The organism is Aurantimonas sp. (assembly GCF_964217435.1).
Taxonomy (GTDB): Bacteria; Pseudomonadota; Alphaproteobacteria; order Rhizobiales; family Rhizobiaceae; genus Aurantimonas; species Aurantimonas coralicida.
The window spans coordinates 1-13,788 of sequence record NZ_CAXPJM010000040.1 but is presented as its reverse complement, the minus strand read 5'-3'; the positions used below and the strand labels follow the sequence as shown (position 1 = coordinate 13,788).

General features: G+C 67.0%; 14 protein-coding genes. 7 read left to right on the top strand and 7 right to left on the bottom strand.

What is annotated here, in order from left to right:
* Positions 1–52: 52 nt before the first annotated feature.
* From ACEQX1_RS15720 to ACEQX1_RS15710, 3 genes are all read left to right on the top strand, one after another.
* Positions 53–1,186 (top strand): DUF1513 domain-containing protein, encoded by a 1,134-nt coding sequence (locus ACEQX1_RS15720; RefSeq protein WP_370193381.1) that lies wholly within the window; start codon positions 53–55, stop codon positions 1,184–1,186.
* A gap of 42 nt (positions 1,187–1,228) precedes the next feature.
* Positions 1,229–1,810 (top strand): NADPH-dependent FMN reductase, encoded by a 582-nt coding sequence (locus ACEQX1_RS15715; RefSeq protein ID WP_370193382.1) that lies wholly within the window; start codon positions 1,229–1,231, stop codon positions 1,808–1,810.
* A gap of 82 nt (positions 1,811–1,892) precedes the next feature.
* Positions 1,893–2,507, top strand: coding sequence for a glutathione S-transferase family protein (locus ACEQX1_RS15710; RefSeq protein WP_370193383.1), 615 nt, complete (start codon positions 1,893–1,895; stop codon positions 2,505–2,507).
* Positions 2,508–2,513: 6 nt separating this feature from the next.
* Here ACEQX1_RS15710 and ACEQX1_RS15705 read toward each other — a convergent pair whose 3' ends face one another.
* The 5 genes from ACEQX1_RS15705 to ACEQX1_RS15685 form a co-directional block, all read right to left on the bottom strand.
* A complete protein-coding gene (locus ACEQX1_RS15705) occupies positions 2,514–3,077 on the bottom strand; it encodes a sarcosine oxidase subunit gamma (protein ID WP_370193384.1) in 564 nt (187 codons plus the stop codon).
* A gap of 61 nt (positions 3,078–3,138) precedes the next feature.
* Positions 3,139–6,120 carry a sarcosine oxidase subunit alpha family protein gene (locus tag ACEQX1_RS15700; RefSeq protein ID WP_370197034.1) on the bottom strand — a complete coding sequence of 994 codons (2,982 nt, stop codon included), beginning with the start codon at positions 6,118–6,120 and terminating at the stop codon, positions 3,139–3,141.
* Entirely contained in the window at positions 6,117–6,494 is a 378-nt protein-coding gene (locus ACEQX1_RS15695) for a sarcosine oxidase subunit delta (protein ID WP_370193386.1), read from the bottom strand. The genes ACEQX1_RS15700 and ACEQX1_RS15695 overlap by 4 nt, the downstream gene beginning before the upstream one ends.
* 16 nt (positions 6,495–6,510) lie before the next feature.
* A complete protein-coding gene (locus ACEQX1_RS15690; RefSeq protein ID WP_370193387.1) occupies positions 6,511–7,764 on the bottom strand; it encodes a sarcosine oxidase subunit beta family protein in 1,254 nt (417 codons plus the stop codon).
* A gap of 211 nt (positions 7,765–7,975) precedes the next feature.
* A complete protein-coding gene (locus ACEQX1_RS15685; RefSeq protein ID WP_370193388.1) occupies positions 7,976–8,905 on the bottom strand; it encodes a hypothetical protein in 930 nt (309 codons plus the stop codon).
* Positions 8,906–9,138: 233 nt separating this feature from the next.
* Here ACEQX1_RS15685 and ACEQX1_RS15680 point away from each other — a divergent pair, with 233 nt between their 5' ends.
* The 4 genes from ACEQX1_RS15680 (at position 9,139) to ACEQX1_RS15665 (ending at position 11,878) form a co-directional block, all read left to right on the top strand.
* On the top strand, positions 9,139–9,687 hold the full coding sequence (locus ACEQX1_RS15680) for a DUF2380 domain-containing protein (protein ID WP_370197033.1): 549 nt from the start codon (positions 9,139–9,141) through the stop codon (positions 9,685–9,687).
* Positions 9,688–9,837: 150 nt separating this feature from the next.
* Positions 9,838–10,062, top strand: a complete 225-nt coding sequence (gene rpsU / locus ACEQX1_RS15675; RefSeq protein ID WP_029702632.1) for a 30S ribosomal protein S21 — start codon at positions 9,838–9,840, stop codon at positions 10,060–10,062.
* A 179-nt stretch (positions 10,063–10,241) separates the two neighbouring features.
* On the top strand, positions 10,242–11,144 hold the full coding sequence (locus tag ACEQX1_RS15670; RefSeq protein WP_370193390.1) for a tetratricopeptide repeat protein: 903 nt from the start codon (positions 10,242–10,244) through the stop codon (positions 11,142–11,144).
* Positions 11,145–11,320: 176 nt separating this feature from the next.
* Positions 11,321–11,878, top strand: coding sequence for a DUF992 domain-containing protein (locus tag ACEQX1_RS15665; RefSeq protein WP_187390338.1), 558 nt, complete (start codon positions 11,321–11,323; stop codon positions 11,876–11,878).
* 93 nt (positions 11,879–11,971) lie between these two features.
* On the opposite strand, the gene ACEQX1_RS15660 is transcribed toward ACEQX1_RS15665, so the two are convergent.
* Together ACEQX1_RS15660 and ACEQX1_RS15655 are read right to left on the bottom strand one after the other, a co-directional pair.
* Positions 11,972–13,372 (bottom strand): NAD(P)(+) transhydrogenase (Re/Si-specific) subunit beta, encoded by a 1,401-nt coding sequence (locus ACEQX1_RS15660; RefSeq protein WP_024349035.1) that lies wholly within the window; start codon positions 13,370–13,372, stop codon positions 11,972–11,974.
* Positions 13,373–13,378: 6 nt separating this feature from the next.
* Entirely contained in the window at positions 13,379–13,765 is a 387-nt protein-coding gene (locus ACEQX1_RS15655) for a hypothetical protein (RefSeq protein ID WP_372521629.1), read from the bottom strand.
* Positions 13,766–13,788: the final 23 nt, after the last annotated feature.

The following is a 13,788-nucleotide window of genomic DNA, read 5'->3' as shown; positions in this document are numbered from 1 at the left end:
CTCACGCCGAACCAACGCAGGCGCGGCCATGGCACGCGCCGGGAATTGTCTCATGTCCTTCCGCCCGCATCCCGCCAGCCGCGGCATCCTCCTCGACCGGCGGCGCTTCCTCGCAGGGGCCGGAGCCGCCTTCGTCGGGGGCCTGTCCGCCCGTTCCGCCGCCGCACTTGAGCGAACCGACGCCCTGTTCGGCGCCTCCTGCCGGCGGCCGGACGGCAGCTATGGCTGCGCGATCTTTTCCGAGCGCGGCGAGATCGTCTCGACGGTCTCCCTGCCCGATCGCGGCCACGACGTGGCCTATGATCCCGTCCGTCGCCGCGCGGTGGTCTTCGCCCGCCGCCCGCGCACCTTCGCCATCGTCTTCGATCCGGTCAGTGGCGAGACACTCCAGACGCTGACCTCGGTCGAAGGCCGGCATTTCTTCGGCCATGGCTTCTTCTCGCCCGACGGCGCGCTGATGTACGCCACCGAAAACGACTACGACGCTGCCCATGGCGTGATCGGCGTCTACGACGTCGCAGCCGGCTATCGGCGCATCGGCGAGTTCGATTCCCACGGCATGGACACCCACGAGGCGCTGTTGATGCCCGACGGCGAGACCATCGTCGTCGCCAATGGCGGCATCGAGACCCACCCCGATTACGGCCGGCAGAAGCTGAACCTTGCCACCATGGAGCCGTCCATCGCCTTCATCGATCGGCGAAGCGGCGACCTTCTCGACCGGCAGCTGCTGCCCTCGCATCTGCACAAGCTGTCGCTGCATCACATCGCCGTCGATGCGCAGCACCGGGTCTGGTTCGGCGGCCAGTATCAGGGCGCGTCCGGCGACGCGCCGCCCCTTGTGGGCTTTGCCGAAGCCGGCCGGCCGCTGGCCCTCACCGCCATGCCGGAAACCGATCTTGCCGGCCTCGGCAATTATATCGGCTCGGTTGCCACCAGTCGCGACGGGGCTCGCGTCGCGGTCTCCTCTCCGGTCGGCAATACGATGCTGATCATCGAGGCCGCCACGGGCAACATCCTTTCCCGCCATGTCCTGCGCGACGGCTGCGGCCTCGCCCCGGGCGGTTCCGGCTTCATGGCGACCAGCGGCGCCGGCGACATCGTCCGCCTGGAAGACGACGACAGCCCGACCCGGGCCGACCTCGAATGGGACAACCACATCCTGGCGCTTGACGCGGTGGGCTGACCCGGCGGACGATCCCCCTTCGCACTCAAGGAGGTCACGTCCATGTCCCTGCTCGTTCCCGTCATCCTTGGCTCGGTTCGCACCGAACGGCAGGGCATCAAGGCGGCGAAATTCGTCATCGCGAAGCTGCACGAGCGCGGGCACGAACCGGTGCTGGTCGACCCGATGGAACTCGACCTGCCGCTCCTCGACAGGATGTACAAGGAATATCCGCGCGGCGAGGCACCGGAGAAGCTGGAGCGGCTGGCCGACCTCTATCGGCGGGCCGACGGCTTCGTCGTCGTCAGCGCCGAATACAACCAGTCGGTCCCGCCGGCGCTGAAGAACACGCTCGACTATTTCTTGGAGGAGTATTTCTGGCGCCCCTCGACGATCGTCTCCTATTCCGCCGGCCGGTTCGGCGGCGTCAGGGCGGCGATCGCGCTGCGCCCGATCCTTGCGGAAATGGGCATGCCCAGCCTGCCGTCGATCCTCGCCATTCCCTCCATCGGCAAGTCGCTGGGCGAGGACGGCGCCGCCATGGAGGACTGGATCGACCGCTCGGCGGCAAAATGGCTCGACGAATTCGAATGGTACGCCACGGCGCTGAGAGCCAAGCGCGACGCCGACGGCACGCCGTCCTGAGCCAGGCTGGCGGTAACTTCCCCTCGTCATCGCACTCTGCCATGATCGCCCCGGATGCAGGGCCATGGTCGGGAGACGGACGATGCCGGGTCGGCTGACATTCTACCACAATCCACGCAGCCGGGCGGCGATGGTGCGCTGGATGCTCGAGGAAGTCGGTGCCGAGCACGAGATCGTGCCGATCGATTTCGAGGCAGGCGACAATCGCCGCCCGGACTTCCTGACGATCAATCCCATGGGCAAGATCCCGGCGCTGGTGCTGGACGACGGCACGGTGATCACCGAGACGCCTGCCATCATCGCTTGGCTCGCCGATGCCTATCCCGCCGCCGGCCTCGCCCCCCGTCAGGACTGCCCCGAGCGCGGCAGCTATTATCGCTGGCTGTTCTTCGGCGGAAGCTGCTTCGAACCGGCGCTAACCGAGACGATGATGCGCAAGGACGCCGTGCCCCTGTCGAAATCCACCGTTGGCTGGGGCTGCTACAACGACGTGATCGACACGCTGGAAGCCGCTTTGTCGGGCGGCCCCTATCTGCTGGGTGATAATTTCACCGCCGCCGATCTCTATATCGGCGCGCAATTGAACTGGGCGGGCATGATCGGCGCACCCCGCATCGGCGACAGCACGCCCATCCAGGCCTATGTCGAGCGCGTCATTGACCGCGACGCCTTCCGGCGGTCGATGCGCCCCCTCTGACCCGTCTCACACCGCCGGAGCCCGGCTCGCTTCGGCGAGGAACGTCCAGACATAATCCGCGAAGGATCGCCAGCACTCGATCTCGAGGTGCTGTTCGCCGGTCCGCCACAGAACGATTTCCGCCTTCGACAGGACCGTGCGGCTGCAGGCCCCGACCGGAAAACTGACCGGCCGGATATCCTGCGGACAGCCGGCGGCAACGACCGCTTCGGCGGCCGGCCCGTCGACCACGATGCCGACATTGCGATGGGAAATATCGACCACGGCAATGCCGGAGACGGCGACGAGCGCCTCCGCCAGGGGCCCATCCGACGCGGCGAGGGAATTGGCCGCCTCGGTCTCGTCGAGGATCAGCCACTCGTCCGGTCCCAGCCAGAGCGCGGATACGCCGCCCTGGCGGGCGCTCGTCTTCGGCCGCACGGGCAGTTCCAGGCCGAGCGCGGTACCGGCGGCGGCGATGGCATCGCCCCTTGCCCGCAGGATCAGACGGCGGCGCGATGCGGCCGGAATCAGCGTCACGCCGGGCCCGCTGGCCTGGCGACCGTCGAGCGGCGAGAGCCGCCGCGGCATCTCGCCGGTCCTGCCGGCCCCATGCGCCGGCGTTGCCCCCTTCGGTCCATCCGTCTGCGCATCAACCATGCAGTCGCTCCCCGTCTGGATCGAAGAACACCGGCTCCGTCACTTCCACCGCGATCGTCTCCGTCGGCATGGGCACGTAGAGGGTCTGGCCCACCAGCCTGCGCCCGTCCTTGACCATCGCCAGTGCGATGGACCGCCCCAGCGTCTGCGAGCGATAGGCCGAGGTCACATGGCCGAGCATGGTCATCGGCACGCGCTGGTTCGGATCGGCGACGAGTTGCGCCCCCTCTTCCAGAACCGTCAGCGGGTTGGCGGTCTTCAGCCCGACGAGCTGCTTGCGTCCCGGCGCCGACAAATCCGGCCGCTCCAGCCCCCGCTTGCCGACGAAATCCGCCTTCTTGCGCGACACCGCCCACGCCATGCCGGCATCGGCCGGCGTCACTGTCCCATCCGTCTCTTGGCCGACGATGATGTAGCCTTTCTCGGCCCGCAGCACATGCATGGCCTCGGTGCCATAGGGCTCGACGCCCAGGCTGCGTCCTCGTTCGCGCAGCGCATCCCAGACGCTGCGACCGTAATCCGACGGCACGTTGATCTCGAAGCCGAGCTCGCCGGTGAAGGACACGCGGAACAGCCGACAGGGCAGCCCCATGAAGCGGCATTCGGCGACGGACATATGCGCGAAGGCGTCCGGCCCGATGTCCAGCCCTTCGACGAACGGCGCGATCAGGTCCCGCGCCCGCGGCCCCTGCACCGCGATCACCGCCCATTGCTCGCTGATCGAGCTTGTCCAGACCGCCATCTCCGGGAATTCGGTCTGGCGGTAATCCTCCATGAGGTTGAGCACGCGCGGGGCACCACCGGTCGTCGTGGTGACGTGAAAGCGGTCCTCGGCGATCCTCGCAACGATGCCATCGTCGATGATGAAGCCCGCCTCGTTCAGCATCAGCGCATAGCGGCACTTGCCCACGGCGAGCCGCGACAGCGGCGTCGCATACATCAGGTCGAGAAACGCTCCTGCATCGGGACCGACCAGCTCGATCTTGCCGAGCGTCGAGGCGTCGAAGAGCCCGGCGGCCTCGCGCACCGCGCGGCATTCGCGGTCCACCGCCGCGTGCTTGTCGGCGCCACGCGGGAAATACCAGGCGCGCTTCCACATGCCGACATCCTCGAAGACCGCGCCGTCTGCTGCCGCGCTCTCGTGGATCGGCGTCTGCCGGGTCGGATCGAACAGCGCCCCCTGCGCGAAGCCTGCAATGGTACCGAAGGACACTGGCGTGAAGGGCGCGCGGAAGGTGGTCAACCCCACCTCGGGCATCGGCCGGCTGAGCGCTTCGGCCGCAACGCCCAGGCCATGAATGTTCGACGTCTTGCCCTGGTCGGTCGCCATCCCGGTGGTGGTAAAGCGCTTGATATGCTCGACGGACCGGAAACCCTCGGCGACCGCGAGACGGATGTCGCGGGCCGTCACGTCGTTCTGGAAGTCGACAAAGGCCTTCACGGCCTTGCCGGGCCCGGCCGCCGGCGTCGCTCCGGCCATGCCGCCGCCGAACCCAGCCGCGCCGTCGACCGTGACCGCCTCCGCCGCAGCGTCATCACCGCCAGCGGCGGCGCGACCGGCGCGGCGTGCGCCCGCAATGGTTTCGGCGAGATCGAACTGGCCGGCAGCCGCGCCGACGCTGACGCAGGCCTGCACCGCCTCGGATGGGACATAGGCCTGCAGGTTCGCGTCGAAGGCGAGCTTGCCGCGCGATTGCGAGAACAGGTGCACCGACGGCGTGAAGCCCCCCGACATCAGCAGCGCATCGCAGTCGAAGCTGCGATTGTCGTTCCCCGAGCGCAGCTCCTCAATGGTGATCCCGCGGATCCGGCGCCGGCCGCGCACGCTCTTCACGCCATAGCCGCAGAGCACCTCGATGCCCGCAGCCCGCGCCGCGCCCGTAAGACCCGGCCCCGGTTCGGCGCGCAGATCGACGATGGCCGGCACGTCCACGCCGGCGCGCTTGAGATCCAGCGCCGTGGCATAGGCCGCGTCATGGGCGGTGAAGACGCAGACCCGCTGGCCCACCGCGACGCCGTAGTGATTGAGATAGAGTCGCGCCGCGCCCGCCAGCATGATCCCCGGCCGGTCGTTGTCCGGAAACACCAGCGGCCGTTCGATCGAGCCGGTCGCCAGCACCACCTGTTTCGCCCGCACCTGCCACAGCCTCTCGCGCGGCAGGGCCGGGTCGGGCTGCGCCAGATGCTCGGTCACCTGCTCGCAGAGCGCGACCATGTTGTGATTGTAATAGCCGAAAGCGGTGGTGCGGGGCATCACCCGCACATTCGGCATCGCTGCGAGACGGGCCACCGCATCGGCGACCCAGTCCATTGCCGGCCCGCCGTCGATCGTCGTGTCGCTTTCGGCCCGCAGCCAGCCGCCGAAACCGGCATTCTCGTCGCAGATCAGGACGCTCGCCCCGCTCGCGCCGGCCTCGAGCGCCGCGGCAAGACCCGCCGCGCCCCCGCCTGCGACAAGCACGTCCACATGCGCGAAACGGTTGGCGTAGGTGTCGGTGTCGGGCGCATCCGGCACCCGGCCAAGCCCGGCAGCGGCCCGAATATAGGGCTCGTAGACCCGGTGCCAGAAGGTCTTCGGCCACATGAAGGTCTTGTAGTAGAAGCCCGCCGTCAGGAAGCGCGAGAAGAGGCCGTTAACGGCGCCGACATCGAAATCGAGCGACGGCCAGCGATTCTGGCTGACGGCCTCCAGCCCGTCATGGAGCGGCTGCATGGTGGCGCGGATATTGGGCGTGCGCCGCGCCGCGTCGCGGCGGATCTCGACCAGCGCATTGGCCTCCTCCGGCCCGGAACCGACGATGCCGCGCGGCCGGTGATACTTGAACGAGCGGCCGGTCAGATGGATGCCGTTCGCCAGTAGCGCCGAGGCCAGCGTATCGCCTTCGCGGCCCGCATAGCGCTGGCCATCGAAGCTGAAGGCAATGCGCCGGGCATTGCCGAGACGGCCGGCCTCGGGAAGTCGCCGCGACGTCATCGGCCCGTCTCCCTGCCACCGACATTGAGCCCGTCGGCGCCGACGGTCGCCGGCGTGGCGCCCGCGCCAAGCGGGTCGAGGGCAAGGCCATCCTCCGCGGCAATGTCCGGCTTCGGCTCGCCGGCCTTGTAGAATGCGAGAAACCGGTCGGACACGGAATGCCGGGCGGCGTTGAAGAAGCGGCCGCAGCCATGCACATGCCGCCAGCGCTCGAACACCACGCCGCGCGTGTTGGTGCGCAGATAAAGGGATTCCGCGACCGCCCGTCCGGCGTCGAGCTCCGCAGAGGGCCGCGCGATATGCGCTTCGCCGGCATGGCGGAACTCCGGTTCCGGCCGGTCGTCCTCGCAATAGGGGCAGTGGATCAGCAGCATCGTCCGCCTTTCCGCGCTAGTGGGCGACGGCGGCCGCGGCCGCCTCGTCGATGAAGCGCCCGGTCTCGAAGCGGTCGAGGCTGAAGGCGGCATTGATGGGATGCGGCTCGTCGCGGGCAATCGTGTGGGCGAAGACGTGACCGGAGCCCGGCGTCGCCTTGAAGCCACCGGTGCCCCAGCCGCAATTGACGTAAAGCCCCGGCACGGGCGTCTTCGACAAGATCGGCGAGCGGTCCGGCGTCACGTCGACGATGCCGCCCCAGGTCCGCAGCATCCGCATGCGCCGGAAGATCGGGAACATCTCGGCGATCGCGTCGAGCGTGTGGTTGAAGATCGAAAGACTGCCGGTCTGCGAATAGGACGGATACTGGTCGGTGCCCGCCCCGATCACCAGTTCGCCCTTGTCCGACTGGGAGACATAGGCGTGGACGGTGTTGGACATCACCACGCAGGGAAAGCACGGCTTCACCGGCTCGGAGACCACCGCCTGCAGCGGGAAGCTCTCGATCGGCATGCGCACGCCGGCCATGTTCATCACGACGGAGGTGCTGCCTGCCGCCACGACGCCGACCTTGCGGGCGCCGATGAAACCGCGCGAGGTCTCGACGCCCGCCACACGGCCGTCGGTGCTGCGCCGGATGCCGGTGACCGTGGTGTTCTGCAGGACATGCACGCCGCGGGCCGAGGCCGCGCGAGCATAGCCCCAGGCGACGGCATCATGCCGGGCGGTGCCGCCGCGCCGTTGCAGCGCGCCGCCGATCACCGGATAGCGCGTGTTCGTCGAGATGTTCAGCGGCGGGCAATAGGCCTTGCACTCGTCCGGCGTCAGCCATTCGTTGTCGACGCCGTTCAGCCGGTTGGCGTGAATGTGGCGCTGGGCGCCCTGCCGGTCGTGCTCGTTGTGCGACAGCATCAGGACGCCGCGCGGCGAGAACATGACGTTGTAGTTGAGGTCCTGGGAGAGGCCCTCCCACAGATTGACCGCGTGGTCGTAGAGCGCCGCGGATTCGTCATAGAGATAGTTGGAGCGGATGATCGTGGTGTTGCGGCCGGTGTTGCCGCCGCCGAGCCAGCCCTTCTCGATCACCGCGATGTCGGTGATGCCGTGCTCCTTGGCGAGATAATAGGCCGTGGCGAGACCATGGCCGCCGGCGCCGACGATGACCACGTCGTAGGTCTTGCGCGGTTCGGGCGAGGCCCATTGCTCGGTCCAGCCGGAATGGCCGCGCATCGCTTCGCGTGCCAGCGCAAAGGCCGAAAATCGTCGCATAATTCGCCCCGCATCCGAATGGCGCACGATCGAGGATACCGCCCGCCCGTCAGGTGTAGCGCCGCCCTGCCCGCTGGAGCAATGGCCGCACTCTCCATGTCTAGCGGGGATCACGCCGCACCATGCTCCGATTGCGACGGCCGGTGACGCAGCGACGAAATGCCGGCGGCGACGGTGCGGAGCGCCGTGATCGCCGCCGGCCCTGGCGCTCTTACATCACCGGTCGGCGGGACCGGCCGACGAAACCACCAGCCGCGCCGACCAGCAGGCCGAGCAGCAATGCGACGAAGGCGCCGAAGGACGCGGAGGACACCACCTGCGCCGCCTCGGCCGCCGCGCGCCGGGCATCGCGCTGCGCCTCGTCGAAACGCTGCTGGAACGCCTGCAGCCGCTGGCGCGCCTGCGCGGTCGGGATGCCTGCTCCGTCGGCGATGGCCTGCACGGCAGCCGTGCGCTCGTCGGACGTCGCATCCTCGGCAAGTCCGGCGGCAATCGTCGTCACCGCGCCGGCAAGATCGACAGATCCGGCCTGCTCAGCGGAACTCGCAACATTCGCGTCATTGTCGCCCGCCACACTATCTTCGCCGCCAGGCCCTTCAACGTCGGTCGCCGCCTGCGGGGCCGGGGCGGCCGTCGCGCGATCGAGAAGCTGCGCGACCTCGCGGCGGATCGGATCGGGAAGCCCCGAATCCGATCGCGGTGCGGCCGTGGCGGCGGCCTGGGTCAGCCCCTGAATCGAGCTGCCGATCGCACCGAAGGCGCCGCCCACCACGGCCGAGGCACCGCTGGTCAGGAGAAACACCACCACCAGCGTGGAGGTCGCCCAGGTGATGACGCCGTGCAGAACCGCGTCGGTTCGAGAGACGCTGCCCGACAGGCGGCCGGCAGTATAGGCGCCGACGAACAGGCCGATCAGGACGACCGCGATGGTCCACAGCCCTCCGGCGGACAGGAGCGCACCCGCATCCCCGGCGGCGGCAGCCTCGATGCTGGACAGTCCGATGCCCAGCCCCAAGAGGCCGAGCATGAATTGCAGCGCCATCGCCAGCAGCGAACCCGCGACGATCGCCCCCCAGGAGATGCGCGGCAAGGCCTGTGCAGAGGCCGAAGCCATTGTCCGCTCGCGTCGAATGTCACTCATGTTATGTTGTGTCCCGCTCAGGTGGCCTAGGGTCAGTTTCGCGACCCTAGGCAATTTTGCACTGCACTTGAAGCAGCGAAGGCTGCGCGGGCGCATATACTCTTGGTGGATACGATATCCATCGTGAAATCGCGATTGCCTGTCGGCCCCTGTGCTGTGGGCGCCGACATGGCGAGACCGATACGGCATGGCCGGGACACCGGCGGGTGGGCGAACGGACGGAGGAACCAGTAATGACCGGATTTCCACGCAAGCTAGCCATCGGCATCGCCGCCGGCCTCATCGCCGCATCGGCCACGGGACCCGCCGCGGCGAACAACGATACGCCCCGGATCGCGCTCGCCAACATCTACTATCTCGATACGTCCGGCGAGCCGGGCGACCGGACGGCGGAACATGCCGCACGGATCGCCCTGTTCGAATCGACACTCGGCGAGGGCCTCGCCGACCGCGCTGCCTATGAGGTCGTCGCGCTGACATGCGGCCAGCCCGAATGCAGCGTCGGTACGCTCAGTGTCGAAAAGGCGGTCGAAGCCGCCGCGGCGCTCGACGTGGACTATCTCCTGCTCGGGGCGGTCCAGAAGGTCTCGACGCTCGTCGGCATGGGCCGCGTCGACATCATCGACATCGAGGATCGCAGGGACGTCTTCAGCCGCGTCCTCTCGTTTCGCGGCGACACCGACGAGGCCTTCGTCAGGGTCGCCGACTTCGTGGTGACGAATGTCTCCCAGGCCGACTTCGATGCCGCCGGGCCCGGTCCCGCCGGCGCTGCGAACCGCTGACGCCATTCGGCACGGCCAGTGTGGCCGGACGACCTCGACAAGAAGGCGGTCATCTGCTATCGGCCAGCGCGCTTCGAAGCAACACGCTCCGCGGCACAGCTTTTCTCGTCCCTATACGGCCCGTCCACACTTCAGAAACGGAACACCCCTGTGCAGGTAGTTGTACGCGACAACAACGTCGACCAGGCGCTTCGCGCGCTCAAGAAGAAGATGCAGCGCGAAGGAATCTTCCGCGAAATGAAGATGCGCGGCGCGTTCGAGAAGCCTTCCGAGAGGCGGGCCCGCGAGAAGGCCGAGGCGGTCCGCCGCAGTCGCAAGCTGGCCCGCAAGCAGGCTCAGCGCGAAGGCCTGCTGGCCGGCGGCCGCGTTCACTAAGCAGCCGTAATTTCGACCGTTTTGGCGATTCAAGTGCGGCGGCCGGCCTCCGGCCGCCGCCTTTCGTCGTTTGCGGCGCAACCGCATGCATGGCATAGGACAGTTCGGTTTGCCGTCGCGTGGGCGAGCGTCCCAGGCGATCCGAACGTCCGAACCGTCTCTTGAGGAACAGTCCGTCGATGCCGCAGCTCTCCCACCCGATCGCCCTTCACCCGGCCGACCATTGCGCGCCGCATGAACCCGCCGGTCGCGCGGCTGCACTTCTGCGGGCCACCGCGGCGCTCGGGCTGATCGCGATTCTCTCCGCCTGCCAGACCGCCGACGGCCCCGCCGTGACCGCGATCGCGCTCGACCAGAACCAAGGTCTCGAGCAGAACCTGGCTTCGCTCAGCCAGACGGTGGACGCCAATCCGCGGGACCCGGAAGCCTACAATGTGCGCGGCACCGCCTATGGCCGCGCTGGCAACTACAAAGCCGCGATCGCCGATTTCACAATGGCGTTGCAGCTCGACCCGAATTTCCATCAGGCCTACGCCAACCGCGCGCTGGTCTACCGCCAGACCAACGAGCCGCTGAAGGCCGTCGAGGACTACAACGCGGCCCTGCGGATCAATCCGAACTATGATTCCGCCTATATCGGCCGCGGCAACGTCTACCGGGTGGCCGGTCGCAACCGCGAGGCGCTGGCCGACTTCCAGCGCGCCATCGACCTGAACACCACAGACCCGCGCGCCTATCACAATCGCGGCCTGCTCTATCAGAAGGACGGCCAGCACAAGCAGGCGATCGAGGACTTCTCGACGGCCATCTCGCTGCAGGCCAATGCCTCGGAGCCCTATTCGGGGCGCGGCGTCTCCTATCTCGCCCTCGGCGACGAGGAGAATGCCTTCACCGACTTCAACACCGCCCTGAAGCTCGACGACACCAAGGCTGAGTACTGGACCAACCAGGCGCTGGTCTATGAGCGTCGCGGCGAGACCAAGCGCGCCTTCCAGTCCTATGCGCGCGGCGCACAGATCGACCCGAAATACGTGCCGGCCAAGGACGGCATGGCCCGCACGCGCGGCGGCAACGCCGCCTGATCAATGCGACGCCCGGCCGCGCAAGCGGTCGGGCCGGCTCTCCCCGGCGATCGGGAGAGCGTCCGTGGCCTCCGCGATCACGGCCGTTGCAAAATGACATCATCCGTCACGGAACAGGAAGGCTCCTGCGCGGTTCTCCCCGGCGAACGGGACAGAACAATGCAAGGAATGCCCTTATGATTTCCAGAATTTCGAGCCTCGCCATCGCAGCCACGCTCGCCGCGGCACCGTTCGCCGCAACCTCCGCTCAGGCGGCAGAAGTGAAGGCCGGCGTGCTCGGCTGCCACAGCGACGGCGCAACGGGCTTCATCGTCGGATCCTCCGAGGATCTGGTCTGCGAGTTCACGCCGGCCGGTGACGGCCCCGTGGAGCTCTATGCCGCGACCCTCGACACCTTCGGCCTCGATGTCGGCGTCACCGGCCGCACGGTCATGACCTGGGCCGTCGTGACGGCCGACGGCTACACCTACCAGCCGAACGGCCTCCAGGGCACCTATGTCGGCGCCACGGCGGACGCGTCGGCCATCGTCGGCGGCGGTGCAAACGTGCTGGTCGGCGGCGCGCAGGACAGCTATTCGCTGCAGCCGGTCAGCGTCCAGGCGCAGGAAGGCATCAACGCCGCCATCGGCGTGTCGAAGTTCACCCTGACGCCGGCCGAGCCCGTCGTCACCGAGCCGGCCACGGTCGCGGTCCCCGCCGTTCCGGCAGGCCCGGGCGAAGTCCGCCCGAAGTAAGCCGGCCGACCCACGGTCCAGAAACGGAAAAGGCCCTGCCGGCATCGCCGGCAGGGCCTTTTCACATGGGCAGCGCGAAGGGTCGCGAAGACCCTAGTCGTTCAGCGACTTGACGATGTCCTCGACCATCTTCTTGGCGTCCGAGAACAGCATCATCGTGTTGTCCTTGTAGAACAGCGTGTTGTCGATGCCGGCATAGCCGGAGCCGAGCGAGCGCTTGATGAACAGGCAGGTCTGCGCCTGGTCGACGTTCAGGATCGGCATGCCGTAGATCGGCGAGGCCTTGTCGTCGCGCGCCGCCGGGTTGGTCACGTCGTTGGCGCCGATGACGAAGGCGACGTCGGTCTGGGCAAACTCGGAGTTGATGTCCTCCAGCTCGAACACGTCGTCATAGGGCACGTTGGCTTCTGCCAGGAGCACGTTCATGTGCCCGGGCATGCGGCCCGCCACCGGATGGATGGCGTATTTCACCTCGACGCCCTCTTCCTTCAGCTTGTCGGCCATTTCGCGCAGCGCGTGCTGGGCCTGTGCCACCGCCATGCCGTAGCCCGGGACGATGATGACCCGGCCGGCATTCTTCATCAGATAGGCAGCGTCCTCGGCCGAGCCCTGCTTGACCGTGCGGTCGCCCAGATCGTCGGCCCCGGCCGGGCCGCTCTCGCCGCCGAAGCCGCCGAGAATGACCGAGATGAACGACCGGTTCATGCCCTTGCACATGATGTAGGACAGGATGGCGCCGGACGAGCCGACCAGCGCGCCGGTGATGATCAGTGCCAGGTTCTGCAGCGTGAAGCCGATGCCCGCGGCGGCCCAACCCGAATAGGAGTTGAGCATCGAGACGACCACCGGCATGTCGGCACCGCCGATCGGCACGATCAGCAGCACGCCGAGCGCCAGCGCCACCAGGACGATCAGCCAGAACATCACGTGGCTCTCGGTCACTGCGAAGCCGATGACCAGCGCCACCATGACCACGCCGAGCGCGATGTTGATGAGATGGCGCGACGGCAGCATGATCGGCTTGCCGCTCATCCGGCCGTCGAGCTTCAGGAAGGCGATGATCGAGCCCGTGAAGGTGATCGCACCGATCGCCACGCCGATCGACATCTCGACCAGCGCCTGGCCGTGAATGGCACCGACCGTGCCGATACCGATGGCTTCCGGCGCATAGAGCGCCGCGGCGGCGACCATGACGGCGGCCAGACCGACCAGCGAGTGGAAGGCGGCGACGAGCTGCGGCATCGCCGTCATCGGAATGCGTTTGGCGACGATCGCGCCGCCGGCACCGCCGATGGCGATACCCAGCACGATCAGCACCAGGCTACCGAAGGACGGACCGGCCAGAAGCAGCGTGGTGACGATGGCGATGGCCATGCCGACCATGCCGAACATGTTGCCCTGACGACTGGTCGTCGGGTGGGAAAGGCCCCGCAGCGCGAGGATGAAGAGCACCCCCGAGACGAGGTACAGGAAGGCGGCGAAATTCTCTGTCATCGGTCGCTACCGCCTCACTTTTCTTTTTTCTTGTACATCGCCAGCATGCGCTGGGTGACTGAACTCACCTGATGAATCAAGTGGTGGATCATTTTTCTCAGCGTTTCTTACTGTTAATGAAACGTTTAGACCGTCAACTTGAGGAACAGAGTAAACTGCTCTTAAGTTAACTTGTGTCCAATCACCAACTGAACCAATTGGCTCATATGTTGCTGAGTAATCATCAGCCATAGAATCAATGAACTCATACTGTAAAGTTAAGTACAGCTCAGGCATAGCTTGTAAAGTATGACCTACATCCATTGTATATCTATAGTTAGGTGTTGAAGTTAATCCTACAAAGTTATAAACAGGACCATTATAGAAAGCTTCGCCTTCAGATCGGAAGAGCACACGTCTGAACTCCAGTCACGTGA

What these genes read in the sequence shown, in the direction of transcription:
- ACEQX1_RS15670 (WP_370193390.1), top strand. Translation starts at nt 10,242, where the DNA reads ATGCCGCAGCTCTCCCACCCGATCGCCCTTCACCCGGCCGACCATTGC.
- ACEQX1_RS15715 (WP_370193382.1), top strand. Translation starts at nt 1,229, where the DNA reads ATGTCCCTGCTCGTTCCCGTCATCCTTGGCTCGGTTCGCACCGAACGG.
- ACEQX1_RS15695 (WP_370193386.1), bottom strand. Translation starts at nt 6,494, where the DNA reads ATGCTGCTGATCCACTGCCCCTATTGCGAGGACGACCGGCCGGAACCG.
- ACEQX1_RS15680 (WP_370197033.1), top strand. Translation starts at nt 9,139, where the DNA reads ATGACCGGATTTCCACGCAAGCTAGCCATCGGCATCGCCGCCGGCCTC.
- ACEQX1_RS15700 (WP_370197034.1), bottom strand. Translation starts at nt 6,120, where the DNA reads ATGACGTCGCGGCGACTTCCCGAGGCCGGCCGTCTCGGCAATGCCCGG.
- ACEQX1_RS15685 (WP_370193388.1), bottom strand. Translation starts at nt 8,905, where the DNA reads ATGAGTGACATTCGACGCGAGCGGACAATGGCTTCGGCCTCTGCACAG.
- ACEQX1_RS15660 (WP_024349035.1), bottom strand. Translation starts at nt 13,372, where the DNA reads ATGACAGAGAATTTCGCCGCCTTCCTGTACCTCGTCTCGGGGGTGCTC.
- ACEQX1_RS15710 (WP_370193383.1), top strand. Translation starts at nt 1,893, where the DNA reads ATGCCGGGTCGGCTGACATTCTACCACAATCCACGCAGCCGGGCGGCG.
- ACEQX1_RS15705 (WP_370193384.1), bottom strand. Translation starts at nt 3,077, where the DNA reads ATGCCGCGGCGGCTCTCGCCGCTCGACGGTCGCCAGGCCAGCGGGCCC.
- ACEQX1_RS15665 (WP_187390338.1), top strand. Translation starts at nt 11,321, where the DNA reads ATGATTTCCAGAATTTCGAGCCTCGCCATCGCAGCCACGCTCGCCGCG.
- ACEQX1_RS15690 (WP_370193387.1), bottom strand. Translation starts at nt 7,764, where the DNA reads ATGCGACGATTTTCGGCCTTTGCGCTGGCACGCGAAGCGATGCGCGGC.
- ACEQX1_RS15720 (WP_370193381.1), top strand. Translation starts at nt 53, where the DNA reads ATGTCCTTCCGCCCGCATCCCGCCAGCCGCGGCATCCTCCTCGACCGG.